24 protein-coding genes and 1 pseudogene are annotated in these 25,053 nt (G+C 58.1%); 17 read left to right on the top strand and 8 right to left on the bottom strand.

The annotated features are described in order from the left end of the window. The 3 genes from repC to repA form a co-directional block, all read right to left on the bottom strand. Positions 1-1,257, bottom strand: a complete 1,257-nt coding sequence (gene repC / locus CCGE525_RS36860) for a plasmid replication protein RepC (protein WP_120709166.1) — start codon at positions 1,255-1,257, stop codon at positions 1-3. Positions 1,258-1,416: 159 nt separating this feature from the next. Next, positions 1,417-2,391 (bottom strand): plasmid partitioning protein RepB, encoded by a 975-nt coding sequence (gene repB, locus CCGE525_RS36855; protein ID WP_120709165.1) that lies wholly within the window; start codon positions 2,389-2,391, stop codon positions 1,417-1,419. 59 nt (positions 2,392-2,450) lie between these two features. Next, on the bottom strand, positions 2,451-3,671 hold the full coding sequence (gene repA / locus CCGE525_RS36850) for a plasmid partitioning protein RepA (RefSeq protein ID WP_120709164.1): 1,221 nt from the start codon (positions 3,669-3,671) through the stop codon (positions 2,451-2,453). Between the two features lie 375 nt (positions 3,672-4,046). On the opposite strand from repA, the gene traI reads away from it, so the two are divergent. The 12 genes and pseudogenes from traI (at position 4,047) to CCGE525_RS36790 (ending at position 14,887) form a co-directional block, all read left to right on the top strand. Beyond that, positions 4,047-4,685 carry an acyl-homoserine-lactone synthase gene (gene traI / locus CCGE525_RS36845; protein WP_120709163.1) on the top strand — a complete coding sequence of 213 codons (639 nt, stop codon included), beginning with the start codon at positions 4,047-4,049 and terminating at the stop codon, positions 4,683-4,685. Continuing rightward, the gene (trbB, locus tag CCGE525_RS36840) at positions 4,682-5,659 is read left to right on the top strand and encodes a P-type conjugative transfer ATPase TrbB (RefSeq protein ID WP_120709162.1); all 978 of its coding nucleotides are present in this window, start codon (positions 4,682-4,684) and stop codon (positions 5,657-5,659) included. The genes traI and trbB overlap by 4 nt, the downstream gene beginning before the upstream one ends. After that, positions 5,649-6,032 (top strand): TrbC/VirB2 family protein, encoded by a 384-nt coding sequence (locus CCGE525_RS36835; RefSeq protein WP_120709161.1) that lies wholly within the window; start codon positions 5,649-5,651, stop codon positions 6,030-6,032. Before trbB ends, CCGE525_RS36835 begins: the two co-directional genes overlap by 11 nt. Continuing rightward, on the top strand, positions 6,025-6,324 hold the full coding sequence (locus tag CCGE525_RS36830; protein ID WP_120709160.1) for a conjugal transfer protein TrbD: 300 nt from the start codon (positions 6,025-6,027) through the stop codon (positions 6,322-6,324). Before CCGE525_RS36835 ends, CCGE525_RS36830 begins: the two co-directional genes overlap by 8 nt. A gap of 9 nt (positions 6,325-6,333) precedes the next feature. Then, the gene (locus CCGE525_RS36825) at positions 6,334-8,790 is read left to right on the top strand and encodes a conjugal transfer protein TrbE (protein WP_120709159.1); all 2,457 of its coding nucleotides are present in this window, start codon (positions 6,334-6,336) and stop codon (positions 8,788-8,790) included. Then, positions 8,762-9,564: pseudogene (gene trbJ / locus CCGE525_RS36820) on the top strand (P-type conjugative transfer protein TrbJ). The gene CCGE525_RS36825 and the pseudogene trbJ overlap by 29 nt, the downstream one beginning before the upstream one ends. A gap of 4 nt (positions 9,565-9,568) precedes the next feature. Beyond that, entirely contained in the window at positions 9,569-10,747 is a 1,179-nt protein-coding gene (gene trbL, locus CCGE525_RS36815; protein ID WP_120709158.1) for a P-type conjugative transfer protein TrbL, read from the top strand. Positions 10,748-10,771: 24 nt separating this feature from the next. Then, positions 10,772-11,434: a conjugal transfer protein TrbF gene (locus CCGE525_RS36810; RefSeq protein ID WP_120709157.1), complete on the top strand. Its 663-nt coding sequence runs from the start codon at positions 10,772-10,774 to the stop codon at positions 11,432-11,434. A gap of 17 nt (positions 11,435-11,451) precedes the next feature. Beyond that, the gene (gene trbG / locus CCGE525_RS36805; protein ID WP_120709156.1) at positions 11,452-12,270 is read left to right on the top strand and encodes a P-type conjugative transfer protein TrbG; all 819 of its coding nucleotides are present in this window, start codon (positions 11,452-11,454) and stop codon (positions 12,268-12,270) included. 3 nt (positions 12,271-12,273) lie between these two features. Further along, positions 12,274-12,711 carry a conjugal transfer protein TrbH gene (trbH, locus tag CCGE525_RS36800; protein WP_120709155.1) on the top strand — a complete coding sequence of 146 codons (438 nt, stop codon included), beginning with the start codon at positions 12,274-12,276 and terminating at the stop codon, positions 12,709-12,711. 12 nt (positions 12,712-12,723) lie between these two features. After that, positions 12,724-14,025 (top strand): IncP-type conjugal transfer protein TrbI, encoded by a 1,302-nt coding sequence (trbI, locus tag CCGE525_RS36795; RefSeq protein WP_120709154.1) that lies wholly within the window; start codon positions 12,724-12,726, stop codon positions 14,023-14,025. A 157-nt stretch (positions 14,026-14,182) separates the two neighbouring features. Continuing rightward, positions 14,183-14,887, top strand: a complete 705-nt coding sequence (locus CCGE525_RS36790) for an autoinducer binding domain-containing protein (RefSeq protein ID WP_120709220.1) — start codon at positions 14,183-14,185, stop codon at positions 14,885-14,887. Between the two features lie 3 nt (positions 14,888-14,890). Here the strand turns inward: CCGE525_RS36790 and CCGE525_RS36785 are convergent, their stop codons facing one another. Beyond that, on the bottom strand, positions 14,891-15,205 hold the full coding sequence (locus CCGE525_RS36785; protein WP_120709153.1) for a transcriptional repressor TraM: 315 nt from the start codon (positions 15,203-15,205) through the stop codon (positions 14,891-14,893). Positions 15,206-15,454: 249 nt separating this feature from the next. Here CCGE525_RS36785 and CCGE525_RS36780 point away from each other — a divergent pair, with 249 nt between their 5' ends. After that, complete coding sequence (locus tag CCGE525_RS36780) at positions 15,455-15,691, top strand: helix-turn-helix domain-containing protein (RefSeq protein WP_120709152.1); 237 nt, start codon at positions 15,455-15,457, stop codon at positions 15,689-15,691. 710 nt (positions 15,692-16,401) lie between these two features. On the opposite strand, the gene CCGE525_RS36770 is transcribed toward CCGE525_RS36780, so the two are convergent. From CCGE525_RS36770 to traA, 4 genes are all read right to left on the bottom strand, one after another. Beyond that, positions 16,402-17,010: a TraH family protein gene (locus tag CCGE525_RS36770; protein ID WP_120709151.1), complete on the bottom strand. Its 609-nt coding sequence runs from the start codon at positions 17,008-17,010 to the stop codon at positions 16,402-16,404. Positions 17,011-17,026: 16 nt separating this feature from the next. Further along, positions 17,027-18,190 carry a conjugal transfer protein TraB gene (locus CCGE525_RS36765; RefSeq protein ID WP_120709150.1) on the bottom strand — a complete coding sequence of 388 codons (1,164 nt, stop codon included), beginning with the start codon at positions 18,188-18,190 and terminating at the stop codon, positions 17,027-17,029. Next, entirely contained in the window at positions 18,180-18,668 is a 489-nt protein-coding gene (traF, locus tag CCGE525_RS36760) for a conjugative transfer signal peptidase TraF (protein WP_245472478.1), read from the bottom strand. Before traF ends, CCGE525_RS36765 begins: the two co-directional genes overlap by 11 nt. 74 nt (positions 18,669-18,742) lie before the next feature. Beyond that, positions 18,743-22,054 (bottom strand): Ti-type conjugative transfer relaxase TraA, encoded by a 3,312-nt coding sequence (gene traA, locus CCGE525_RS36755; RefSeq protein WP_120709148.1) that lies wholly within the window; start codon positions 22,052-22,054, stop codon positions 18,743-18,745. 254 nt (positions 22,055-22,308) lie between these two features. Here traA and traC point away from each other — a divergent pair, with 254 nt between their 5' ends. Genes traC through CCGE525_RS36735 form a run of 4 tightly spaced genes read left to right on the top strand, consistent with a single transcriptional unit; the run spans position 22,309 to position 25,003 of the window. Beyond that, positions 22,309-22,605 carry a conjugal transfer protein TraC gene (gene traC / locus CCGE525_RS36750; protein WP_120709147.1) on the top strand — a complete coding sequence of 99 codons (297 nt, stop codon included), beginning with the start codon at positions 22,309-22,311 and terminating at the stop codon, positions 22,603-22,605. 4 nt (positions 22,606-22,609) lie between these two features. Then, the gene (gene traD, locus CCGE525_RS36745; RefSeq protein ID WP_120709146.1) at positions 22,610-22,825 is read left to right on the top strand and encodes a type IV conjugative transfer system coupling protein TraD; all 216 of its coding nucleotides are present in this window, start codon (positions 22,610-22,612) and stop codon (positions 22,823-22,825) included. Beyond that, the gene (traG, locus tag CCGE525_RS36740; RefSeq protein ID WP_120709145.1) at positions 22,818-24,737 is read left to right on the top strand and encodes a Ti-type conjugative transfer system protein TraG; all 1,920 of its coding nucleotides are present in this window, start codon (positions 22,818-22,820) and stop codon (positions 24,735-24,737) included. The genes traD and traG overlap by 8 nt, the downstream gene beginning before the upstream one ends. After that, complete coding sequence (locus tag CCGE525_RS36735; RefSeq protein ID WP_120709144.1) at positions 24,710-25,003, top strand: hypothetical protein; 294 nt, start codon at positions 24,710-24,712, stop codon at positions 25,001-25,003. The genes traG and CCGE525_RS36735 overlap by 28 nt, the downstream gene beginning before the upstream one ends. Positions 25,004-25,053 lie beyond the last annotated feature (50 nt).

Below are 25,053 nucleotides of genomic sequence, written 5' to 3'. Positions count from 1 at the left end.
TCAGGCGGCATATTCGGATCCTGCAACGTCACCACGCTCTCCTCTTACCTGCCTGTTGCCCAGAGGCGCGTTGGCGCGCATCAGTGCCATCAGCATCGGCCCCAGCGAGAAGTCACCCTTTTCGGCCCGTCGCGTGAGATCACGCAAATACCCGCCAGCCGAGTTGATACGCCCCCCGCGCTGGAGGATGCAAGCCATCGCCGCGGCCGCCATTTCGGAGCCCATGACATGGCAGGCATCCTGGTAAGCCGACGGGCTGACACCGAGCATCGATCGAACGGTGACAACCGCAGACATCAAATCGCGCCAATTTCCGATGATCCCGGATGGTGCATACATCGCGACATCCGGGCACGCCCTCAACACCAGTCCTAGCGGGAAAGCTTTTATCCGGTCGTTCCGCTGTGAAATGGTTGGGCTCGATTTTTCACCCTGCTCTTTTTTCGAGCGAGGTTCAGATTCAATGTTAGAGTCGGTTTCTGAATTCTGTATGTGGTGACGGTATTCGTCATCATTGGTGTCGGATTTTTTGGAAATTAGCTGATTTTCCAGAGTGTTGAGGAGTCCCTCCAGAAGCATCGACATTTCTCCGAAGATGTTATTCAAGGCTTGCAAGGTCCGCGCTTTCTGGACTTGGGAAATCAAGCCCACAAAATGGGCTTCGATCTTGCCCCAATCGCCAGAGGCATGCTCTTCGATGGCCGCGCCGAGGATTTTACGAATATCACGCCGGCAAAGAGAGATCTTTTCTTTCATGATCTTCAATTGTTTGCGCTCCGCCGCGGCTTGCTGGGCCAAACGAGCCAGTTCTTCTGATCGGGCCAGGAGCGGTGCTAGACTGAACCCAAAGGCTTCTTTTACGCCGCCGCCGCGATCTTTTCGGGCGTACCTCTTGCCGTTCGGGCTATCTCTTCTACGGATCATCCCCGCATTCACCAGCAACGCCAAATTTTCGCGAAGGGTCGTCCCGGCAATCCCATTTGCCCGGGTCGCGAGCTGTGCGTTCGACGGGAAAACCACGAGATTGTTTCCCTCGGACAGGCATGTCTCTGGGTAGAATGAAAGAAGCGCGTTCAGCACGGAAAGCGCTCGGTCCCGAAGACCGAGCAGCGATCTTGCATCACAGATGTCGCGATAGATCTGCCACTTGTCGACGGATTTACCCGGTTTGATTTCGGCCGATTCCATCTGCTTTTTTATCAAGGCAAGACTCATCGGCCGCCGCCCAAAAGGCGTCGTCACATTCCCAGTCTGCATTTTCTGTCACCTTCATTGAGGCAAAAGAAATCCGCCCGCCAAATCGACGGCTACGACTCTTGACAGCGATTCGTGGAAATGCGACTCTCGATCTTGCTTAGGGAATACGAGAAGGGCTTCCACGACTTGGTCGTTTGGGGGCCTTTTTCTTTTGCGGCTTCAGTCTCCTTTGCTTCCCTCCTCTAGGAATTGCTCATAGAGCGCATCCAAATTGCGGGAAAGATATTCTCCGAAACGGCCAGCATTCTTCGCTTTCATTGAGAGCGAAAAAGCTTTGCCCGTATTCTTGATTTCAGCCTGCACGGCCTTGTCATGGGGTTGCCACTTCGCCTTGTGAGTCGAAGTCTCCGCCTTCTTCACAGGCCGAGCTGATCTGTTGAGGGCCTTGTACAGAGAGGAAAAGCGCTCATCGGACGTTAAAGCGTCAAAGCCATCCGTGCTTAAAACTTCGGACACCTTGCCGACGTTGGCGAATTTCCCGACCAAAAGCGAAAGCTCGACCCAACGCTCTCGGCCCACACCAGGAGCTGCACCAATTTTTTCTATGACGTCAGCTGAGATACGCTCCGCGACCGTCATCATCTTCGAGATCGAGGCTGCATTCGCCGACAATGCTAAGGAAGCCACCTCTCGGCCATAACCAAGATCATCGAGGCGCTTGGCGAACAATGCCCGTTCGATAAAAGAGAGATTCGCACGCGCGGAATTTTCTTGCCCTTGGGCAATGACATGCGCACGATCGTCAATTGCCTTGACGACAGCCCGGACCTTTCTGCCGAGTTCTCTTGCTGCTCTTACTCGTCTGTGGCCGAACACGACCTGATAGAGGCCATCGACCTTCGCATGAGGCCGCACGAGAATAGGGGTGTCCTGACCACGCACTCGGATCGCTTCTAGCAGATCTCGATACTCCCCGTCGTCGTCTGAAATTCGGTCCTTTACAAAAGAGCCTTCAATTTGTGCTGGATCGAGTTCGACGATTGCCTCGCCTTCGAGGAATTTATCAGCTTGTTTTGCCAAGTCGTCCAGCGAACGCACGAGCGACTTGCCCGCGCCCCGCATTGGGTATGCGGATGTCATGCCGCCATCTTCAGGCAGGTCAGCAAGTCCCTCGAGCAGATTTTTCCGTGCCATCTCATTTGCTCCGAACAGCCGTTAGCCGTTTGTTTTTTTGCATAAAACCTGCGTTTTTGTCAGCCGACAAATCGGCGCCCCCATGACTCGTGAACGAGGCTGGCAATCTCGGCATTCACTGCGTCCAAGGATTCCATTGCGCGATCATAAGTGCCTCTATTCATCGAGGCGCGATCAACCTCATATAAAGTTTGCTTGGTAATCCCCGCATCCGAAACCGCCGTCGACTTCACCATTTGGTTCTTCAGTATGAACTCGTGGAACATCGTGGACATAAAGCCGACCATCTGGGCTTGCGGAACGTCGGTCGGCTCGTAGCGCGTAATCAAATATCTGTACCAGGAGAGGTTCACTTCCGCACCAGCCGCGCGAATCGGCTTAAGAATTCCACCAAGCATCAAAAGAAACTGGCCCATCGACATCACATCGAGCATCTGCGGATGGATCGTTATCAGAACACTTGTTGCAGCGGTCAGTGCAGTCAACGTAAGATATCCGAGCTGCGGTGGGCAGTCGATGACGACGACATCATACCGGTCGTCGACCTCGGCCAAAGCGCGCGATATGCGAGTGAAAAATGTCTTGCCTTGATTGGAAGACTTATCAGACATCGCGAGCGGCGTGTCATACTCGTACTCCTGCAAATCCAGGTTTGCAGGAACAATGTCCAAGCCAGGGAAGTTAGTGGTTTGGATGATATCCCGGAGTGATTTCTTCTCACCGTCATAGCGAATCGCGTCATAGATCGAGGCGACCTGATCGAGCTCCGGTTGGAAACCGTGCAGAGACGAAAGGGATGCTTGAGGGTCCAGGTCTACGGCGAGGACGCGATGCCCCCTCAAGGCGAGGTATTGCGCCAAATGAGCAGCGGTCGTGGTTTTCCCCGAGCCCCCCTTGAAGTTGACTACGGCAAGAACTTGCAGCTTTTCACCACCGCGCCGATGGGGAACATACATGCGGTTGTCGGACCGACCGTGCGTATCGAGATATTGACGAAGTTCCAGCATCTGTTCGGCGGTATAAGAGCGGCGACCCGAGGACGATGTTTGAGGGGAGGGGCCCTTTCCCTCGAGATGCAGCTTTTTTAGCGTGCTTTGCGAGACGCCGACATAGGTCGCAACCTCTGCCAGCGAGAAGCTTCGTAACGTCTTTTTCGCGTTTGGCGGAAATCGTTGTACGCTAAGGAGATGCAGCTTTTTGGAAATCAAATCGCCCTGTTCGAGGATTTGATCTTCAAAGTGCATCGGCATCTTAAGCGAAGCCATCGAATTAGCGTTCATTGTCAGAAATCTTTCAGATAACGGTTTTCGGCCCGATAATGCCGCTGAACCGTTATTATGTCCGATTCTCGCGGGCCGGCAAGGAAAATAGGGCTAATAAACGGTTAATGCGTGGGACACCGTTGGCCTGTGACTTGGGCCGAAATCAGTGTTTCGCACGTGAATCCAAATGCTTACTGTCTCCGGGCAACAGGTCCGGTGCTTGTTTGTTCCCCCGTTAATCCTACAATCGAATGGGATAACATTCGCAATCAGACCGATTGTTCTTTGTGCAAAACCGCGCGACTCATCGAAATACCTTGTAGAATCCTACAACTGCCCAGCGATTCTAATCCGTGCTGATCTCCGTGCAGAGATTCAACGACGGAGATCAGCATGCAGGTTGTTGCGATATCGACAAGGCAGGAGCTTTCCGAACAGCAGCTTCTCGAAGCACATCATCGACTTCGTGCTCAGGTGTTTTCAAATCGATTGGGTTGGGAGGTTGGTGTTCTTGACGGACGGGAAGCCGACGCCTTTGACGCTCTCCAGCCGACTTACATCATCGCCGTCTCGGACAGTGCTCGTGTGGCAGGATGCGCCAGGCTCCTGCCAGCCATGGGTCCGACGATGGTGACGCATGTCTTTTCCTCGTTGCTGGCGCACGGACAACTAAACGCCCATCCATGTATGATCGAGAGCTCCCGCTTTTGCGTGGACACGACCCTGGTCGATCTTCGGGGAGGGGGCTCGCTCCATGAGGCCACTTTGACCATGTTCGCGGGCATCATCGAATGGTGCATGGCAAATGGGTACACGGAGCTCGTCACGGTGACCGATCTTCGATTCGAGCGGATCCTTGCACGCGTTGGATGGCAGCTGTTGCGCTTGGGCGAGCCCAAGAAGATTGGCAAGACAGTTGCCGTCGCAGGCACGTTGCCGGTGAGCGCCGAGACATTCCTTAGGCTTCGCCCATCCAATTACCGTTCTGAATTCACTTCCTCAGACAGGCAGCGGAAAAGGAGAGATCCGTGAACCAGCTCCGCTCTTACCCCCGGCTTGTCCGCAAACTTCAAGACGCGCTCGGCCATGAGCTCTGCTCTGCTCTGGAAGACGTAGATGTGATCGAAATAATGCTCAATCCTGACGGAAAGCTCTTTATTGAACGCCTCACTCACGGCGTTGCGGCGGCCGGCGAAATGTCGCCCCCCGCGGCGGAAACGGTGATCGGAACTGTGGCGCATTTGCTTCAATCCCAGGTGGACACGAAGCAACCCATCATCTCCGGTGAACTCCCGATAGGTGGCCACCGTTTCGAAGGCCTTTTACCTCCCGCAGTCGCCAAGCCAGCCTTTACGATTCGCCGTCGTGCGCCGCGCCTAATTCCGCTCGAAGAGTATGTGCGCTCAGGCGCGCTGACGAGATTTCAAGCCTCGATGATCCGTAGCGCGATTTCCAAAAGGCTAAACATCATCGTTTCCGGGGGCGCCGGTTCTGGTAAGACCACGCTTGCGAACGCATTGATCGATGAGATTGTCAAATTCGCCCCGGAGGATCGCCTCGTTATCCTCGAGGACACAACGGAACTTCACTGTTCCGCCGAGAACGCCGTTCTTCTGCATACTAGCGATACCGTTGATATGGCTCGGCTCTTGAAGAGCACGATGCGACTGCGCCCCGACAGGATTGTGGTCGGCGAAGTCCGCGACGGCGCCGCACTGACTCTGCTCAAGGCATGGAACACCGGTCATCCTGGAGGCGTGGCGACAATTCACTCGAACACCGCCATGTCGGCGCTCCGCCGCCTTGAACAACTGACCGCGGAAGCAAGCCAGCAGCCGATGCACGAGGTTATCGGTGAGGCGGTCGACCTCATCGTTTCCATTGAACGGACACCGCGCGGACGGCGGGTTCGAGACGTCATCCAAATCGAGCGATACACGGGGGGCCAATACGAGATTGGTTCAGACCAACTTGATGAAGAAGAGGAGGCCCGTCATGTCGCGTAAGGCGTCGGTCGTCAGGGTCGCACTCGCTGCCACAACCATCGTTCTCGCTTCGCTTGATCCAGCAGTCGCCAGTTCCGGCGGTGGCGGACTGCCCTGGGAAGGACCACTGCAGCAGATTGAGCAGTCGATCACCGGACCCGTCGCAGGATACATCGCACTTGCGGCTGTCGCCATAGCCGGCGGCATGCTCATATTTGGTGGGGAGTTGAACGACTTCGCGCGGCGACTTGTGTACGTCGTTCTCGTCGCCGGCGTTCTGCTCGGTGCCACGACCATTGTAGGTCTGTTCGGTGCGACTGGAGCTTCAATCGGGCTGACGAGCGTGCAGATCGCCTCGAACGGCATGAAAGAAGCAGGAGGGACCAATGGCTGAGTCCGCCTCCGGTCTGCAGCGCAACCGCATCCACCGCGCGCTGTCGCGCCCCAACCTTCTGATGGGCGCGGACCGGGAACTGGTCCTGCTCACGGGGCTTGCCGCGGTCATCCTCATTTTCGTGGTGCTGACGGTCTATTCCGTCGTCTTCGGCGTTGCCGTCTGGATCGTCGTCGTCGGTCTTTTGCGAATAATGGCAAAGGCGGACCCGCTGATGCGGCAGGTCTATGCTCGCCATATCTCCTATCAGCATTACTACAAGGCGACCTCCTCGCCGTGGCGCCGGTATTGAGGGGAAGGCATGGTCGCTCTCAAACACTTCAGGACCACCGGCCCGTCCTTTGCGGATCTCGTCCCCTATGCCGGCCTCATCGACAATGGTGTTCTTCTGTTGAAAGACGGAAGCCTGATGGCCGGCTGGTATTTTGCCGGGCCGGACTGCGAAAGTGCGACGGACTTCGAGCGCAACGAACTGTCGCGGCAGATCAATACCGTCCTATCGCGGCTCGGGTCCGGCTGGATGATCCAGGTCGAAGCCGTTCGCATTCCGACATTCGACTATCCGTCGGATGAACGTTGCCACTTCCCTGATGCCGTCACGCGCGCAATCGATGTGGAGCGGCGGGCGCATTTCGCGCGCGAACACGGACATTTCGAGAGCAAGCACGCGCTCGTTCTCACCTACCGCCCGCTCGAATCCAAAAAGACGGCGCTCAGCAAATACATCTATTCGGACGAGGAGAGCCGCAAGAAGACCTATGCGGACACGGTGCTGTTCATCTTCAAGAACGCTGTCCGCGAGATCGAGCAGTATCTTGCCAACACGCTTTCGATCCGTCGCATGGGAACGCGGGAGACTGTCGAGAGGGGAGGAGAGCGTGTCGCGCGTTATGACGAACTGCTGCAATTCGTTCGCTTCTGCATCACCGGCGAGAACCATCCGATCCGGCTGCCGGAGGCTCCGATGTATCTTGACTGGATAGCCACGGCTGAGCTGGAGCACGGGTTGACGCCGAAGGTTGAAAGCCGCTTCCTCGGCGTCATAGCGATCGATGGGCTGCCGGCAGAGAGCTGCCCGGGGATCCTCAACAGCCTCGACCTGATGCCGCTCACCTATCGCTGGTCGTCCCGGTTCATTTTTCTCGACGCGGAAGAGGCGCGGCAGAAGCTCGAACGCACCCGCAAGAAGTGGCAGCAAAAAGTGCGGCCGTTCTTCGATCAGTTGTTCCAGACACAGAGAGGTTCGGTCGATCAGGACGCCATGACCATGGTGGCCGAGACTGAAGATGCCATCGCACAAGCCTCCTCGCAGCTCGTTGCCTACGGCTACTACACCCCCGTTATCGTCCTGTTTGATCGCGATCGGGAGGCACTGCAGGAAAAGGCAGAGGCAATCCGCCGGCTGATCCAGGCGGAAGGGTTCGGAGCTCGGATCGAAACCCTCAACGCCACCGACGCCTATCTCGGGAGCCTACCGGGCAACTGGTACTGCAACATTCGGGAACCGTTGATCAATACCAGCAATCTTGCGGACTTGGTCCCTCTCAATTCCGTATGGTCGGGCAACCCGGTGGCGCCGTGCCCATTCTACCCGCCGAACTCGCCGCCCCTGATGCAGGTGGCGAGCGGGTCGACGCCGTTCCGGCTCAACCTCCATGTCGACGACGTCGGTCACACGCTGATCTTCGGACCGACCGGTTCGGGGAAGTCGACGCTTCTGGCACTCATCGCCGCGCAGTTCCGCCGCTATGACCAAGCCCAGATCTTTGCCTTCGACAAGGGAAACTCTCTTCTGCCTCTTACGCTCGCCACCGGCGGCGATCACTATGAGATTGGTGGCGACGTTCAAGAAGAGGGGCGCGCACTGGCCTTTTGCCCACTGGCGGATCTCTCTGGCGATGCTGATCGTGCATGGGCCGTCGAATGGATCGAGATGCTAGTCGCCCTGCAGAGCGTCACCATCACTCCCGATCATCGCAACGCCATCTCGCGCCAAATCAGCTTGATGGCGAGCGCGCGCGGCCGATCGCTCTCAGACTTCGTCAGCGGCGTGCAGATGCGCGAGATCAAGGACGCGCTTTATCAGTACACGGTCGACGGACCTATGGGCCAGCTTCTCGATGCCGAGGAGGATGGTCTCTCGCTCGGCGCCTTCCAGACGTTCGAGATCGAGCAGCTCATGAATATGGGCGAGCGCAATCTCGTCCCGGTGCTCACCTATCTGTTCCGGCGGATCGAGAAACGTCTCGACGGCTCGCCGAGCCTGATCGTGCTAGATGAGGCGTGGTTGATGTTGGGTCATCCGGTGTTCCGCAGCAAGATCCGAGAATGGCTGAAAGTGCTTCGCAAGGCAAACTGCGCCGTCGTGCTCGCCACGCAATCCATTTCGGATGCCGAGCGGTCCGGAATCATCGATGTGCTCAAGGAATCCTGTCCGACGAAGATTTGTCTACCAAATGGCGCAGCTCGGGAGCCTGGGACGCGGGAATTCTATGAACGGATCGGCTTCAATCAGCGGCAGATCGAGATCGTCTCGAACGCGATCCCCAAGCGCGAATATTACGTCGTCACCCCTGAAGGCCGGCGGCTGTTCGACATGGCGCCCGGGCCTGTAGCACTCAGTTTCATCGGTGCCTCTGGCAAGCACGACCTCAAGCGCATCCGCACGCTCAGTTCCGAACATGGCCGGGACTGGCCGATTCACTGGCTTCAAATGAGAGGAGTTCACGATGCCGCGTCGCTACTCAACTTCGAATAGATTGCTCGCTGGTTTGGCGGCGCTCGCATTGGCGGTCGGCGCCGTCATTCCCGCGGAAGCCGGAACCGCCACGGGTGCCGCGACCGAGTGGACGCAAGTCCTCAATAATGGCGAGTTGGTTGCGTTGGTCGGAAAGTCCGGCGAGCAAATTCAGAACCAGCTCACCCAGGTCAACCAGCTCGCACAACAGATCGAGACGCAACTCAACATCTATCAAAACCTGCTTCAGAACACCGCTACTCTGCCGTCGCATCTCTGGGGCAGGTCGAAGGCGACCTCAATCAATTGCGCAGCATCGTCGAACAGGGGCGGAGCATTTCGTTTTCAATGGGCAATGCTGATGATGTGCTGCAGCAGCGTTTTCAGAGCTACTCAGGCCTCAAGACCAACCTGCCAGACAATGCTTCGTTTTCGACTACCTATCAGTCCTGGTCGGACACCAACCGGGACACGATCGCCAGCACGCTGAAGGCGGCGAGCCTGACGGCCGAGCAATACGATAGCGAGGAAGGCACGATGTCCTCGTTGCGGTCGATGTCCGAGACCGCCGACGGGCAGATGAAGGCCCTGCAGGTGGGTCACGAGATCGCTGCGCAACAGGTCGCGCAGATGCAGAAGCTTCGCGGCCTTGTCTCCCAACAGATGACAATGATGGGAACCTGGCTTCAGACCGAGCAAACCGACAAGGATCTTGCCCAGGCGCGGCGCGAAAAATTCTTCAGTGGGACCGCACCTCCCACCTCCGGCGGCGAAAAGATGAAGGTCGAATGGTGAGCAAATGATAGCGATATCGTTTTGGCGGCTCTGGACCGCGATGCTCCTTGCCACCTTCTGCATGCTGGCAGCTCAGCCAGCGCTCGCCCAAGAAGGTTCAGTGCTGACCTCATTACAGAGCCAGATTACCACGGCCGCAAAGGGGTGGGAAACCACTGTCATGGACGCCGCGAAATCCCTATTCTGGATCCTCGCGACGATCGAGATTGGCATCGCGGCCGTCTGGCTCGCGCTGCAAGCCGCGTCGCTCGACAGCTGGTTTGCCGAGCTTGTCAGGCGAATAATGTTCGTCGGTTTTTTCGCCTTCGTTTTGGCACAAGGGCCGACCTTCGCGAAGGCGGTGGTCGACAGCCTGTTTCAGATCGGCGCCGGAGGCGGCACGGCTTCCCCAGCGGACGTCTTCAATGCCGGCCTTGCTGTCGCTACGAAGATGTCGGAAAAGATACAGTTCGGTCTTTTCGAGGACAATGCTCTGGCGATCTCGGCCGCTTTTGCCATGGTCGTTGTCGTTATCTCGTTCTCACTCGTTGCGGCGATTTTCGTTTCCGTGATGGTCGAGATGTATATCGGCCTGCTTGCTGGCATGATCATGCTCGGTCTAGGTGGTTCGTCCTATACTAAGGACTTCGCACTCCGATATCTGATCTATGCCTTTTCGGTCGGAATGAAGCTCATGGCGCTTGTCATGATCTCGCGTATCGGGTCCGAGGTGCTGATCGGACTGGCGAACGAACCTGATATTGGCGACCAGTTCCAGACCGCGCTCGCGATCGCCGGCATTGCCGTCGTCGTCTTCATCATCGCGATCTACGTTCCGAACATCATCCAGGGCGTCGTGCAGGGTGCGTCCGTCTCGGGTGGGATGGAGGCGATCAAACACGGTAGTCAGGCCGCATCCTTTGCCACAGGTGCGGGTTTTCTTGCGGCTGGTGCTGCCAGCGCGGGATTCGCGGCCGCTCAAAGCTCACGTGCCGCAGGGGCATCCGTTTCAGGTGCGATGCTTCGAGGTCTTGGCGCAGGCATGTGGTCTGCTGGGAACGCCGCAGGCGCTGCGGCCAAGGAAAAGGCGATCGGTTCTCCCGGAGCCTATGCCGGATCGATCCTCGGCCTCGCCAACGCCAAGCTGGACCAGGGTCGCAACGGTCACAGCGGGCCAATACCACCTCCCGAACGCAAAGACTAACAGCAATCAGAAAGTGATCGATCGATGGCAGCGAACCGCGCCCCCGAAAACCCGTATCTTGCCGCGCGCCAGGAATGGAGCGAGCGGTACGGCTCCTATGTGCAGGCCGCCGCCGCATGGCGCATCGTCGGCATCCTCGGTTTAACCATGGCGGTGATCGGCTTCGGGTACTCGATCTATTTGAGCACTCAGGTGAAACTGGTGCCCTATATCGTCCAGGTCGACAAGCTCGGCACGTCGGTCACATCAGGGTTTCCCGAGCAGATCGAATATGCGGATGTGCGGGTGGTGCGGGCCACTCTCGGCAACTTCGTAACCAGCTTCCGCAGCATTACGCCTGATGCATTGGTGCAGAAGCAATACATCGATCGAACTTATGCGCTTCTAAGAACATCCGATCCCTCGACCCAGAAGATCAACGACTGGTTCCGAACCAATTCGCCGTTCGAGAAGGCCAAGTCGTCCACGGTCGCCATCGAGGTCAACAACATCGTGGCGCTTTCAAACCAGACTTATCAGATCGACTGGACCGAATACGAGCGGGACCGGAAAGGTAAGGAGATGGGCACGCGCCGATTTCGCGGAATCGCAACGGTGACGCTCACCGCGCCGCAGGACGAGGCGACTATTCGTCTCAATCCTATCGGTCTTTATGTCCGGGATTTCGACTGGACGGCACAGCTTTAAGGGCAGGAGATTTCTCGATGCGCAGAATAGGATCAATCGCAGCCGCCGGCTGCCTGGCGGGACTCATCTTTGCAAGCGGCGCGCAGGCGCAGACGCAGAACATGACGACGAATGAGGTGAAGGCCACGAACATTTCCAGGAAATGGCGCGGCGCGCCCGGACTGGTGACGGCCGGCCCCGATGGCAAGGTCACCTTTCTCTTCGGCGAAACCCAGCCATCCGTCGTCTGCTCGCCCTTGCAGGTCTGTGATATCGAACTCCAGGGCGGCGAGATCGTCCGCGATGTTCTCGTTGGCGACACTGTCCGCTGGAAGGTGGAGCCCGCGACCTCCGGCGCCATCGGCGGTCAAGCGATCCATCTGATCGTCAAGCCATCGGAAGCAGGTCTCGTCACCTCGATGGTGGTCACGACGTCGCGGCGCACCTATCACATCCAGCTCAAGTCTCACCCGAGCCAATACATGGCACGCGTCGGCTTCGAATACCCTGAGGATGTCTCGACCAAGCTCGCCGATGTCAATTCACAGGTTGAGACCGGCGGCATCCCGGGCACGGCGGCCGACAAGCTGAACTTCTCTTACTCGGTGAGCGGGAGCGCACCCTGGAAGCCGAAACGGGTCTATTCGGATGGCGTGAAAACCTACATTCAGTTCTCGAAGTCGATTTCCAGCCAGGATGCACCGGTGCTGTTCGTTATCAGCGGCGGCCAGAACCGCGTAGTCAATTACCGGATGAAGAACGACATGATGATCGTCGACTATGCAGTCGACAAGGCAATCCTCGTCTCCGGCGTCGGCTGGAGCCAGCAGAAGATCACCATTCGGCGGGGAGGCTGAACGATGTGGAAGCGTCTCGTCGTTTTCATAGCCGTCGCCTTTCTCACAGGATGCCAAACGGCCGAGGATAGGTTGGCCCCCAACTCAAACGCCGCACCGGTCTCCGGGCCTGCCGCAAGTGCCATCGCCAGCGATATGGCAAGCCGGCTCGCCGAGCAGATCGGCCGCGCAAACTCGACGACAATCAAGATGGAAAAAGATACGTCGGATTTTGCGATGGCCCTCCAGGCAGCACTAAAGGACGTTGGCTACACCGTCCTCACCGACGGCAAAGTTGGAAAGGACGTGAACCCGGTCGAGCTCGCTTACTCAATCCATAGCGCTGGCGGTCAGGTGCTCGCGCGGCTGTCAACGCCGTCCATCGCCCTTGGTCGTGCATACACAGCAACGGCAGCCGGCGTGACGCCGGCAAGCCCGCTTTCCATCATGCAGCGTAATTGAGGGGAGGGGAGTATGGTCCAATCGCTCCAACTGGGCGCGTCAAAGCAAGCCGACGATCAGAAAGGCATGCGCCGCCTCAATCGGCTGCCAATTATCACTGCCATCGTCCTCATCGCGCTGTTCCTCGGCGTGGTTGTAAGCGGCCTATCGTGGCGAGGACTTCCCTTCAACTGGAGCAACGATATCGACAGCACCTTGAATACACCGGCGACGAACTTCGGCGATCAGCTTAAGCGCGGCATCACCGATGGCATCATTGGCGAGCCGGACGAGCGCGAGGCTTTCCAGCCAACGCCAACCGTCGAGCAAAAGATCGAGAAGCAGTCCCCGGTTGTCGACCACCTATCTGCGGCGACAGAGGAGCGGCGTTCCAATCTCGAATCGGAAGAGGAATGGAAAGCCCGCCTGAAGCGAGAGCAGGATGAACAATATATTCGCGAAGCCCAGCGCCAGCGAATGGCCCGCGTGCTGGCGCGGACAACCGCGCTGGACTCCCCGCTGAAGGTAAACATTTCCGATGTCGAGAAGACCGCGAATAATTCCACAGACGCAAGCCGACAGAACATAACGACAACAGCTAATAATCCCTCGGAGCTCTACTCAGCCGCAATGAAATCCGGGCTCATTGGTCAGAACGTCGACCCTAATGCACAGAGTTCGAAGGAGGACTTCTTCAATCAGGATTTCAAGGATCTCGGCTATTTGCCGAACAAGGTCGTGCCCCAAATGTCGCAGTATGAGCTGAAGCGCGGCTCGGTCATTCCAGCCACGTTGATCACAGGCCTCAACTCAGACCTTCCGGGCCGGATCACCGCGCAGGTCAGCCAGAATGTCTATGATAGCGCCACCGGCTACCGGCTCCTGATCCCGCAGGGGGCCAAGTTGTTCGGCCGCTATGATTCCAAGGTTTCTTTCGGCCAGGAAAGGGTTCTCATCGTCTGGACCGACCTGATTTTTCCGAATGGCTCGACTCTGCAGATCGGCGGCATGGCTGGAATAGATGCCGAAGGCTTTGGGGGTTTCAAGGGTAAGGTCGATCGGCATCTCTGGCGCACGTGGAGTTCGGCAGCGCTCGTAGCGCTAATCGGAACCGGCATCGACATATCGATGCCTGAAAGCACGACGCTTGCCACCCAGGACACCGCGTCCGATACCGCTAGACGAAATTTCGCGGAAAGCTTCGGTCGCGTCGCGGAGCAAACGATCTCGAAGAACCTGAATGTTCAGCCGACAATCCGGATCGGGCCGGGATACAAGTTCAATGTCTTGGTCGATCAGGATATCGTCTTCTCCTCCGCGTACCGCAGTCGCTGAGACGGCATCGGAAAAATCTCTCATTTAACATAATCTTTTAGTCAGAAGGTTTTGAATGCACGAGAGAGGTGAATAGATGTTTGCGCTGACGGCCGCAGATCTGTATCACCGCTCGAAGGAGCGGGGGCCTTCACTTCAAAAGAAAGGAGACAGGTCTGTGGATCCAGCCTTAAGCGCTCTCATCGACATGGTTGAAGCCTCATATGATGAACGGATGATAAAACGCGGGCTCAAAGGTTTCGTTCATTCGTGTGGATTTGAATTCTTTGCGTACCTGCAAACGGAAGGCCTCGAAGCCCGCGTACTCAGTTCTTATCCCGAGAAATGGCAGAAAATTTACCTACGCAACCAATATTCTCGGGTTGATCCGGTAGTTACGGAAGCCAAACGCCGGATGGAGATGTTTTCCTGGACGATCGATGACTGGCCGTCTCGTGGAACCTCTGAGTTCAAGCGTTTTCGGGATGAAGCGGTAGAACATGGTATTCGCAGTGGTGTGACAGTTCCCGTTCAGGGCAGTTTCGGCTCAACCATTATGCTGACATTTGCTTCCTCGGGGAACAAATCTGATATTTCAAAATGTCAGAAGCAACTAAGCCCGCTGCAGGCGGTCTTGGCAATTCACTATCGCCTGAAGATCATAGCTGCGTCGACGATCGTCGCACCTAGCCGGCTCCTTTCACCAAGGGAGGCCATGTGTCTTACGTGGGCGGCAAAGGGCAAGAAAGCGTGGGAGATTGCTGTTTTAATGGGAATTACCCCAAGAACAGTGCAGCACTATTTCGATAGCGCACGCAAGAAGCTGAATGCCGCGACGATCCCGCAACTCGTGGCAATCGCGAAGGACCGCGGTTTGGTCTAACCATCATTCGTCGTCCTCTGAGGGCACATCAGGAACATAGCCAAGCGCATCGATGATTTCCGAGAGTTCTTCCTGCTGCGCTTCTGACTTCTTTTGACGTTCGACATACTCATCCTGCAGGCTTTTGAGCACATCGCTGGAAATTGAGGCGTTGGCGGCTGCAAGGGTCCACTCTTCGTAGACAGCTTCATCGGCGGCTAGAAGTCGGCGGTGTTCGCGGATCGCAGAAACTGCTAACGCCTTCAAATCGGATTCTCGCATCGCTCTATAACGAGACGCTCTTTCGCCACCAGTCTCGAATGAGACCTCGTTGTCCATCCACTTCTCCTCTGACCTCATTCACGACCCGCCGAGGACCGAGACCTTTCGGCATCGTATACGCTTTGCAAAATAGATCCCATAGCTCAGCAAGATGGGACCTAAAATCGTCGACACTTCGTTGCTCACACGAAGAAGGCACCAGCAAACACGGCATCCCGCTGATTCTATATGTAGAATCCATATCCGGATTACATTGTCGAGAATACTCCGTGGTGAAATACTCTGCAAGCCGCTGCTCTCTCCGCCATGGAGATTCGAGAGGTGTTTGCACGAAATCTGAAAGCTGCGCGTCAAGCCAAAGGCCTGTCGCAAGAAGAGCTTGCGTTTCGGGCAGGTATCGATCGTACTTATATCAGTTCTCTGGAGCGCAGTGTCTATAATGCAAGCATCGATGTTGTCGATCGCCTGGCGACAGTTTTAGATGTTGAGGCGTCAGAATTGCTAAAACGGCGGCCTGAGACGAAAATTAAACCGCTTTGCTAGCTGACGAATACTGAGCTGGGAACCGGAAAAATAAGGCGAACAAGGACGCATTCTCAGCGCATCGTCAACCACGACTACCCAAGCAGCCTCAGGGAATTGGCTCTTGTCCGCCGTATCACAATCGGGTCGTTCGCGAATCGAAGGTGTTTTTGATCGCCGGCAGCCCGAATTTCAGTTGAATCAAACCCAAGAGCCGCAGTCTCTAGGACCGGCACCACATCCCATTCTGGTCTTCTCGCGTCTGTCGGGACGTCTCTCTCGACCGCCTGCGGCAGAAGGCGGCAATTTGGACCGTGCTGGAGACTTTCGTCTTGCCGAGGTTCTTAAATTCGCGAGTGACGGGGACGAGCGCTTCGAATTCTCGCATTTTCGGCGGCAAGCAGCAGAATGAAGTCGATATCGTCATCGAAGATAGAAGAGGACGGATTGTCGGCATCGAAGTAGGAAGCGGCAGCGTCCGTCTCGAACTCCGACTTCTCTGGATTGCGAATCTTGGCAGAAGCATATCGAGAGAAATTTGTTTCAGGCCTTGTATTGTGCGACCATCAAAAGGTGATCCCATTCGGGGGACGTTTGTACGCCGTACCCTTTTCCGCGCTGTAGCGTTAGCGCTTTGGAAGCACCCCTTCAACTTTCTGACCCTGGAGGATGACCATGCAATCCAACGATGTTCCACGCGTTGTATCGATCGGAGTGAGAAACTCGAGCGCTTATTTGCCTCCGATCCTCGAAAGATCGATGCGAATACCCACTTGGCCAATATCCTCGTTCGCCTGCGTCTGCTTCTCGGGCGTGCTCACTGCGGCCGGGTCTTCATCGACTGAATGCGCTTCGTGTTGCTGAGGCAATTCGATAGATGCTCCTGGATCCTGCGCTTGAAACACACTCACTCCTTCGAATTCCCCGGTCTTCCAGGCATAAAGCGCATCCTCGAAAATCTGGCGGAAGACGTCGTCGCTCTTCGGATTGCCGTACCATTTTGCGACGATGTGCAGCACCTTGGCGAACATCGTCGTACCCTTGCGGAGGTTCTCGCAGGCATCGACCAAGTCCGGCTTCAGATCGGCCGCCTCCTTCACGTCGACACCGGCCGGAAATTGTGTCAGACCGACACGAACCACAGCTTGGCCAACATACTGCCGAACGATCGCTAGGGCTTCGTCGGCCGACGTAGGCTTCGGAATGAGAATCAACCGGCCATCTGATATGACGGTGACGGCAAGGGGATCGGACGACCCTGCGGCAGTCACGAACTGCTCGACGATCGCCGGCCTCAATGAGGGGTCGGCGCATTGTTTGATCAGGGCAGCGTCAAGCATGACCTCTCCTTGTAAGTCAGGTGTTGAAGGAAAAGACGAGGGGTTTGTCGAATAGGCGGGCCCAGGCTTCCGTGCTGGCGCGCTGGATGGCGACAATAGGGGTCCCTTTGGTCCACCACCCATTGCCAGCGGCGACGATGACATCCGGATCGTACAGCATGGATTGGATGACGGGCCAGATGATCAGTTGCTCATAGCAGATCAGTGGCGCTACCCGATGGTCCGCAATGGTCACGATCGGATTTGCGAAGAAATGCGCGCGCGCGCCGCCGCTCTGAGCGAGCATGGGGCGCCAGGGTTGCCACATCGAACCTGGGACCGGCATGCGCTCTCGATAGAAGAGTTGTGCACCACCGCCGGAGATGGCGATCATAACATTGTCGTATCCGCCTGAATCGACAACTGCGGCGCCGGCGATAACGGATATGTCCGTTCCCTGCAGAGCTTTTATCCACAGCCGCTCCGCCGTCGGCGTCCAAGAGCCGAGCGCGCTTTCGGGCAGCACGATCCAGCGGCTGCCACCAGATACTCGACCCTTCACCGTGGCAATCAGATCACGGTGGCGCTGCAGACTGATGTCGCGGCCGAGCGAAGCGCCCAATTCGAGGTCGACGCCCTGCCACGCTTCCGGTAGCGTCGGCTCGGTCCAGATTGCGGCGGACCAAAGCCAAAAGCCTGCAAGGGCGATTATGACAGCCGGCCAGGCACGGGTTACGAGGCCCATGAGGCCGGCTGTCGCGGCGACCAATCCCCACCATCCCCATCCTGGAAACAGCACACCCGTGGCTGTGATCGGATGGGCCCAACCGGTGATGCCGAATGGTGGAATGGTCATAAGTACGGCTGCCGCGAGATAGCGAAACGGTCGCGTACAGCTGCGTCTCGTCCAGAGTATCGTGTGGACGCCGACAAAGCTCAGCGATGCGCATAGCCAGAGCAACAGGCCCGGCCGGAGATCGGAGAAGTAGAAGGTCGCGACACCTTGGGGTAATCCCCAAGAAGCAGCCAGGAAATAGCCAGCCGCGACAAACGCGGCAATCAATCGCGTACGCGCAAGCATCCAAAGGATCGGAAACGCAAGAGCGACTGGAAGAAGCAGAACATGGCCACTCCATCCCACCATTCCGACGATGATTGAAGCGGCAATCGATAGGGCGGACTGAAGGTGCTCAAGGCGCATAGGTGAGCACCTCTTGCGCCAGGCCGATGATGCCGGAAGCTGCTAGGGGTCCGAAATAGCGGGAGTCATAAGAGCTCCTGAACGCTGAATAGAGAAAGACGCTTCCCGCCGGCACGACGCCGCCCGGAAATGCTGTTATCGGTCGACCCTCGCCGTCGCGCTCAGCTAGATCGGAAAATGGGATCGGGCGCCCGTCGATCGTCACGTGCGCACCGATTTCGACACGCTGCCCGGCTGTGGCGATGATCGTCTTGATGAGCGGCGCGACATCGCCCGGGCAGGATCCCACGCGGAGATACCCACGCGCGCGCGCCTCCCGCATTGACGCAGTTTGCGGAGGGCAAATGAAGACGAGATCCCCAACGGATGCTGGACGGTCGAGAGATACAATACGCCAAAGCCCGAGGGGCTCGCTCGGTGTGAGGTTGATGCGATAACCGTAATAAAAGACAGCCATCACGAGCACGGTCGCGACCATCGAGATAATCGCTATGCTCAGGACCGGCAGCCGTTTATGAACGGGAGACGGCAGGCTCACTTCACTTCGGTTTATCATTTGAGAGAGAGCCCCTGGCTCTTTGATTGGCGGAGGGTTTCGGTCTGCGTCAGCGACTCAGCCGCGCGCTCATGCGCAGAAAGTCGCTGCACTGTCCGCATCGAACTCCACGCCGATCCCACTTCCGCCTTCTGTCCCGCCGTCATCCCCGTGGTGACGGCATTGAATGTCTGTCCATTGGGGGACTTCGCAGTAAGGGACAGGAAGGTTCGTTCGCCAAAACGTTCCGATACGGCTCTTGCAAACCCTTCGAGTTCGGCTTTCACCATCTTGTCCGCGAGCGCGTATTCGAGGCCTGCGGGAAGATCGTTGCGATCGATGGCGTCACGGACGCGTTCGAGTGTCTGCTTTGCTACCGGCGTCAGCGCTGGGATGTCGAGGGAGACCTTCAGGCGGAGGGCGCGCTCCTCGACTTCATATTTGCATTCGGCTTCCGTCCGCTGGCGCAGATAGCGTTCCAGGTTGCGCGCCAGCGCAGGCGCATTGGTGACGGCCCTTTCTCGGTTCTGCTTGTCGGCGCGGCTCGCCAGGATCCCGGTTTTGCCTTTCAGCGCACCGAAGCCTTCCGGCTCGGAGCCGATCCTGGCTATGGTCGATTTCGCCGCGGCTTCGTCTTTCAGCATCGTATCGACTTTGGCGGCCTTGAACGCCGCTTCCGGCTGAGCGTAGACGATGTGGAACCGGTTCGACACTTCCTCCCATTGCTTCTTCAAGCCGGGGTCGGCGGCAAGCCGGTCTTCGACAGCCTGTTCCAGCGATCTTGGGAACGTGGTAATGCCCGATACCATGGGTTTCGACTCCTTGATGGTGTGCGATTGAGAGGTCCTGACGGCAGCGGCGGAGAGACCTAGCTTGCCGGCGAGCGCCGCCAGACGTGCGCCAAGCTCGGCGAGCTTCGACTTCTGGCGGACGGTCCATTCGAGATGGTCACGAACGACCGTGCGCGCGACGTTGACGAGGTTAAGGCCACGGGCCTCGGCGAAACGAAGGGCTTGGCCATAGAAGCGGCCGCTCGCATAATCGAGCGTCGTTTCCTTGGCTTGTCTCCGCGACAGGATCGGGATCAAGCCGCCTGCCTTCGCGAAGGATCGACGGCCGTAATAGAGGCCAAGGTCGTCGCGATGACGGGTCATGGCAACGTAGGTGAGATGACGGTCGAGCGACAAGGACGCCAGCACCTTCACCCGGTCGACGGTGGCGCCCTGGCTCTTGTGGATCGTGGTGGCATAGCCGTGATCGACATTGGCGTAGAAGCGTTGCTCGACCGTGACCTGGCGGCGGTGTTCGCCTTCGCCGACTTCCGCAACGATACGCCCGGGGGCGGCGTCCACGACCTTCGCCAACATGCCGTTCTTGACGCGGAGCGAACCCTCGTTCCTGAGGAACACTACCTGATCGCCAGCCGCGAATTTCCGGTGCCCATCCTCGGTCCGAAACACAAAACCCTCGGCGACGAGGCCACGTTCGACGAGCTTTGACCGTGCCATCTCATTGAGCATGCGGACGTCGCGACGCAGATGGGCGAGGATCAGCGATGTCTTGGCTGGATCGTAATCGCGATTCCAATCGGCAATCAGCGCCTGCACCGCATCGGCCTTGAAGTCGGCTCCATTGACGTGGCCCGGCGCGCGATAGGCTTCGACGGCTTTGCCTATATTGCCGCGGGCGAGATCGAGCGAGGCGTCGCGCATCCACTGTTCGCGCTGGCGATAGATGGTCTCGAGTTCGGTATAGCCAACGCGATCGGCAATGGCCCGAAACGCTGCACCCGCTTCGATCGGCTGGAGCTGTTCCGGGTCTCCTACAAGCACGAGTTTGGCGCCGGCCTTGGTCGCAGCTTCAACGAAGAGCGCCATCTGCCGCGATGACACCATGCCCGCTTCGTCGAGGACGAACACCGTCTTGTCGTCGAGCTGATTGCGGCCTTGGTTCCACCGCAGCTCCCAGGATGACAGCGTGCGGGAGAGAATGCCGGCTTCCTTTTCCAGGCCCTCGGCGGCCTTGCCGGCAAGCGCTCCGCCGACGACGCGGTACCCTGCGGTCTCCCAAGCCTCCCGCGCGGCCTTCATTGTCGTCGTCTTGCCGGCGCCGGCGCGGCCGATCACCGCAGCAATGCGCGCGCCGCCGGTAGCGTATGCGATAGCCGTCTTTTGCTCGTCGGAGAGGTGCAAGTGACGGGCAAACGTCGCTTGGCGTACCGGGCCCGCTACGCCGTGGGAGGATCGTTGAGACAGCCAGATTGCCCGGTTGGCCATCTCCGCTTCGAGCCGGATGAGGTCCCGCGTCGTGAACTTGGCGGGCACTCGGGCGCCGCTTGAAAATTCGATCCGCTCGCGCTCGAGGCGGAGTGTATCCGGGCTCTGGAGGATCCTTGCCATCAAGCCTTGGAAAAGGCCGGCATCATCAATATAGCGATGCAGGATTTTGGCGACGTCGCGTTCGTCGAAGACGCTCTTCTCCCTCGTAATCAGGTCGAGCACCAGCTCCGGACGGCGCTGGATGCGGCGGGCGTTTTCGGCTCTGCGCTCGTCCTGCAGTTCCAGCCGTTCCAGTGAAATGTCCCAGTCTGTCTCCACCGACTTCCGTTCAATCGCCTTGGCGCCGACGCCAAGGTGAATGGTCGGGGTGAGCCCAATCCCCTGTTTCTCGAAGGACCGGCCGTCGACACGGATATCGAGGCCGGCGAGCGCCAGATGCCTGTTCTGGCAGGCGAACCAGCCGTCGCGAAAGGCGTTGAAGTCGTCGAGGCTGCCCGCCCAAAGTTCGTACACAATCTTGCCTGCGTCATTACGGATCGGCTTGCCGTCCGGCCCTGTCAGCGCGACCTTCTTGGCGCCGAAACCATCTTCGGCAAGTGGCCGAAGCGTGGTCATCAGATGCACATGCGGGTTGCCCGGCGCGTCGTGATAGACCCAGTCCGCCACCATACCTGCCGAGGTGATGTGCCGCTCGACGAAATCCCGCACCAGTTCGATGTTCTGCTCGGTTGAGAGTTCCATCGGCAACGCAATGGTCATATCCTTGGCAAGCTGGGCATCGACACGCTTCTCGAAAACTTCGACGCTGTTCCAGAAGGCTTCGGATGCGCCAGAGACCGAGCGATCGGCCACCATTTCCCGTAGCCACTGCGGCGCATCGGCGGGGATAACGAACTCTTCGTGCAGCAAGCCCTCCTTACGGGTGTAGTCGATTGTCCTCGCCTCTCGCTCGTACTCCATCTTCGCGCAATGCCGATAGGCCGCCGACAGGACGGCGCTGCGGCCGGAGCCGCGGGCGACGATGCTGACGGAGAAATGAGGGACGGCCACGGCGGAGTTCTTTCTCTATTGAGAGCAAATCAATGTGTTCGGCAGCAAGATCGACCCCCCGGCGCTCGTCAGAAGAACGTCGCGACAGCGACGTATAATTGCGCCCTTCGGATGCCGCTCTTGTCGAGCGGCCGGGATCATCCACGAAAGCATCGCCCTTGGCGATTGTAGGATTCACAGTAGTGCGTTTCGCACCGACATCCGGAAGATGGAGTCCGAAAGACAAGCTTTCGCACCCAGGGAGACGTCAGGACGTGAAGAAACCATCCTCGAAAATTCGTGGCGAAATCGCCAAGCTCCAGGAGCAGCTCAAGCTCGCTGAGACCCGCGAGGCCGAGCGCATCGGCCGGATCGCGCTCAAGGCCGGACTCGGCGAGATCGTAATCGAGGAAGGGGAACTGCAGGCAGCGTTCGAGGATCTGGCGAAACGCTTTCGCGGAGGAAAGACGGGTTCGACCGGAGCGAAAAGAGCGCCTGGCGCCGGCGAGAGCAGCACGCCCCCCGCGCAAAACCCGTCTGGCGCGGCTCAGAGCGGCACTGGCGAGGCTTGAGCGGATGCGAAGAATCACCATTTCCGACGCCCGCAAGAAGGACACCCGCGAAAAGATCGAGCTCGGCGGCCTGATCGTGAAGGCGGGGCTGCGCTACGAGAAGCGGGCTCTGCTGCTCGGGCTCCTCATCGATGCCGCCGGGCGGCTGAAGGGAGACGAGCAAGAGCGCTCACGGCTCACCATAATTGGTGCTGAGGCGTTCGGAGAGATTGATGACTAGAATCCTGTTGTTCGTTGTACCCTGCGCATTGATGATCTCCACGGCGATCGGCATGACCGGGATCGAAAAATGGCTTTCCGCTTTCGGCAAGACGGATACCGCACGGCAGATACTAGGCCGCGTTGGCATCGCTTTGCCCTATATCGTCGCGTCCTTCGAAGGCATCGTCCTCCTGTTTGCGAGCGCCGGATCCGTGCGGATCAGGACAGCAGGATGGGGCGTCGTCGCCGGAGCGATAGCGACGGTCCTCGTTGCGGTCCTACGCGAGGCAATGAGGCTCTCTGCGTTTCGGGAACAGGTTCCGGCCGGCAGGTTCCTCTTCAATTACCTCGATCCCGCGACAGCAATCGGGGCGGCAGTCGTGCTGATGTCGGCGTTGTTCGGCATGCGGGTGGTGATCGCCGGCAACGCCGCCTTCGCCAAGGCCGAGCCGAAACGCATCTATGGCAAGCGCGCTCTGCACGGCGAGGCCGATTGGATGAAACTGTCGCAAGCCGAACAGCTGTTTCCCGAGGACGGCGGCATCGTCATCGGCGAACGCTACCGCGTCGACACGGACAGCGTCGCCGCACAATCGTTTCGAGCCGACCGCGCCGAGACGTGGGGCGCAGGCGGCACCTCGCCGCTCCTTTGCTTCGACGGCTCATTCGGCTCGTCGCACGGCATAGTCTTTGCCGGCTCCGGCGGCTTCAAGACGACGTCGGTCACGATCCCGACAGCGCTTAAATGGGGCGGCGCACTCATCATCCTCGATCCGTCGAACGAGGTGGCGCCGATGGCGTCGAAACACCGAGGCGGCAACCGCGACGTCTTCATCCTCGATCCGAAACACTCGGAGATCGGCTTCAACGCTCTCGACTGGATCGGCCGTTTCGGCGGAACGAAAGAGGAGGACATCGCGTCCGTTGCATCGTGGGTTGTGAGCGACAGTGGCGCGCGCGGTCTCCGCGACGACTTCTTCCGTGCCTCGGCCTTGCAATTGCTGACGGCGCTCATCGCCGACGTTTGCCTCTCCGGCCACACGATAGAAAACGACCAGACCCTCCGTCAGGTGCGCAAGAATCTCTCAGAGCCGGAGCCCAAGTTGCGTGAACGTTTGCAATCGATCTACGACAATTCGGAGTCGGATTTCGTCAAGGAAAATGTGGCGGCCTTCGTCAACATGACGCCGGAAACTTTCTCCGGCGTCTACGCTAATGCTGTGAAGGAAACGCATTGGCTGTCCTACCCGAACTACGCCGCCCTAGTCTCGGGAACGACCTTCACGACGGGCGATCTCGCCGGCGGAAAGACGGACGTCTTCATCAACATCGACCTCAAGACGCTGGAGATGCATTCAGGTCTGGCGCGTGTCATCATCGGGTCGTTTCTGAACGCGATGTGCAACCTGAACGGCGAGATACAGGGCAGGACGCTCTTCCTTCTCGATGAGGTGGCGCGCCTCGGCTACATGCGTATCCTCGAGACCGCGCGTGACGCCGGCCGCAAGTATGGGATCACGCTCACCATGATCTACCAGTCGATCGGACAGATGCGCGAGACTTATGGTGGACGGGACGCGACAAGCAAATGGTTCGAAAGCGCAAGCTGGATATCCTTTGCCGCGATCAATGATCCTGAGACCGCCGATTACATCTCCCGCCGCTCCGGCATGACGACGGTCGAGATAGATCAGGTCAGTCGCAGTTTCCAATCCAGGGGATCGTCGCGAACGCGATCGAAACAACTTGCCGCACGCCCGCTGATCCAGCCGCATGAAGTGTTGCGCATGCGCGCGGACGAGCAAATCGTATTCACAGCAGGAAACCCCGCACTCCGGTGTGGACGTGCGATTTGGTTTCGCCGCCGCGACATGAAGGACTGCATCAATGGGAAGTCGTTTCAGTGGGGGCGGAAGTCGATAACCTTGTGATCGTAGCATCGGCTGCCACCCGCCTTAATCTGATGGGAAATTACTTCGAAAGACAATGGATAGAGATACACGAGGTAACCGAAATGGAATTTGTTTTGCTCTTTGGCGCTCTGGTGATCGCATGCATTGCAGTCCTCCTATTCCAGTGCATTGACGTGATTAATGCCTACGAGGATTTGATAAGAGAGCGCGTTCGCCAGCTGCGCCTGCGAAACGACAAGCTCGAAGCCGAGTTCAAGCCGGACGGCGCCACGAATAGGGAATGAGCGCACCGCCTGTTTGAGCAAAGGATCCCGCCGCGAGGATCATGTTAACC

Origin of the sequence: Rhizobium jaguaris (assembly GCF_003627755.1) — a bacterium.
Taxonomy (GTDB): domain Bacteria; phylum Pseudomonadota; class Alphaproteobacteria; order Rhizobiales; family Rhizobiaceae; genus Rhizobium; species Rhizobium jaguaris.
This window is presented reverse-complemented; position numbering and strand designations above follow the sequence as displayed.

Excerpts from the sequence above, each read along its gene's own strand:
- repC (WP_120709166.1), bottom strand. The coding sequence starts at position 1,257 with ATGCAGACTGGGAATGTGACGACGCCTTTTGGGCGGCGGCCGATGAGT.
- traI (WP_120709163.1), top strand. The coding sequence starts at position 4,047 with ATGCAGGTTGTTGCGATATCGACAAGGCAGGAGCTTTCCGAACAGCAG.
- trbI (WP_120709154.1), top strand. The coding sequence starts at position 12,724 with ATGGTCCAATCGCTCCAACTGGGCGCGTCAAAGCAAGCCGACGATCAG.
- CCGE525_RS36765 (WP_120709150.1), bottom strand. The coding sequence starts at position 18,190 with ATGCGCCTTGAGCACCTTCAGTCCGCCCTATCGATTGCCGCTTCAATC.
- CCGE525_RS36810 (WP_120709157.1), top strand. The coding sequence starts at position 10,772 with ATGGCAGCGAACCGCGCCCCCGAAAACCCGTATCTTGCCGCGCGCCAG.
- CCGE525_RS36835 (WP_120709161.1), top strand. The coding sequence starts at position 5,649 with ATGTCGCGTAAGGCGTCGGTCGTCAGGGTCGCACTCGCTGCCACAACC.
- CCGE525_RS36825 (WP_120709159.1), top strand. The coding sequence starts at position 6,334 with ATGGTCGCTCTCAAACACTTCAGGACCACCGGCCCGTCCTTTGCGGAT.
- CCGE525_RS36770 (WP_120709151.1), bottom strand. The coding sequence starts at position 17,010 with ATGCTTGACGCTGCCCTGATCAAACAATGCGCCGACCCCTCATTGAGG.
- CCGE525_RS36830 (WP_120709160.1), top strand. The coding sequence starts at position 6,025 with ATGGCTGAGTCCGCCTCCGGTCTGCAGCGCAACCGCATCCACCGCGCG.
- trbG (WP_120709156.1), top strand. The coding sequence starts at position 11,452 with ATGCGCAGAATAGGATCAATCGCAGCCGCCGGCTGCCTGGCGGGACTC.
- repA (WP_120709164.1), bottom strand. The coding sequence starts at position 3,671 with ATGAACGCTAATTCGATGGCTTCGCTTAAGATGCCGATGCACTTTGAA.
- CCGE525_RS36785 (WP_120709153.1), bottom strand. The coding sequence starts at position 15,205 with ATGGACAACGAGGTCTCATTCGAGACTGGTGGCGAAAGAGCGTCTCGT.
- traF (WP_245472478.1), bottom strand. The coding sequence starts at position 18,668 with ATGGTCGCGACCGTGCTCGTGATGGCTGTCTTTTATTACGGTTATCGC.
- CCGE525_RS36780 (WP_120709152.1), top strand. The coding sequence starts at position 15,455 with ATGGAGATTCGAGAGGTGTTTGCACGAAATCTGAAAGCTGCGCGTCAA.
- traD (WP_120709146.1), top strand. The coding sequence starts at position 22,610 with ATGCGAAGAATCACCATTTCCGACGCCCGCAAGAAGGACACCCGCGAA.
- traG (WP_120709145.1), top strand. The coding sequence starts at position 22,818 with ATGACTAGAATCCTGTTGTTCGTTGTACCCTGCGCATTGATGATCTCC.
- trbL (WP_120709158.1), top strand. The coding sequence starts at position 9,569 with ATGATAGCGATATCGTTTTGGCGGCTCTGGACCGCGATGCTCCTTGCC.
- trbH (WP_120709155.1), top strand. The coding sequence starts at position 12,274 with ATGTGGAAGCGTCTCGTCGTTTTCATAGCCGTCGCCTTTCTCACAGGA.
- repB (WP_120709165.1), bottom strand. The coding sequence starts at position 2,391 with ATGGCACGGAAAAATCTGCTCGAGGGACTTGCTGACCTGCCTGAAGAT.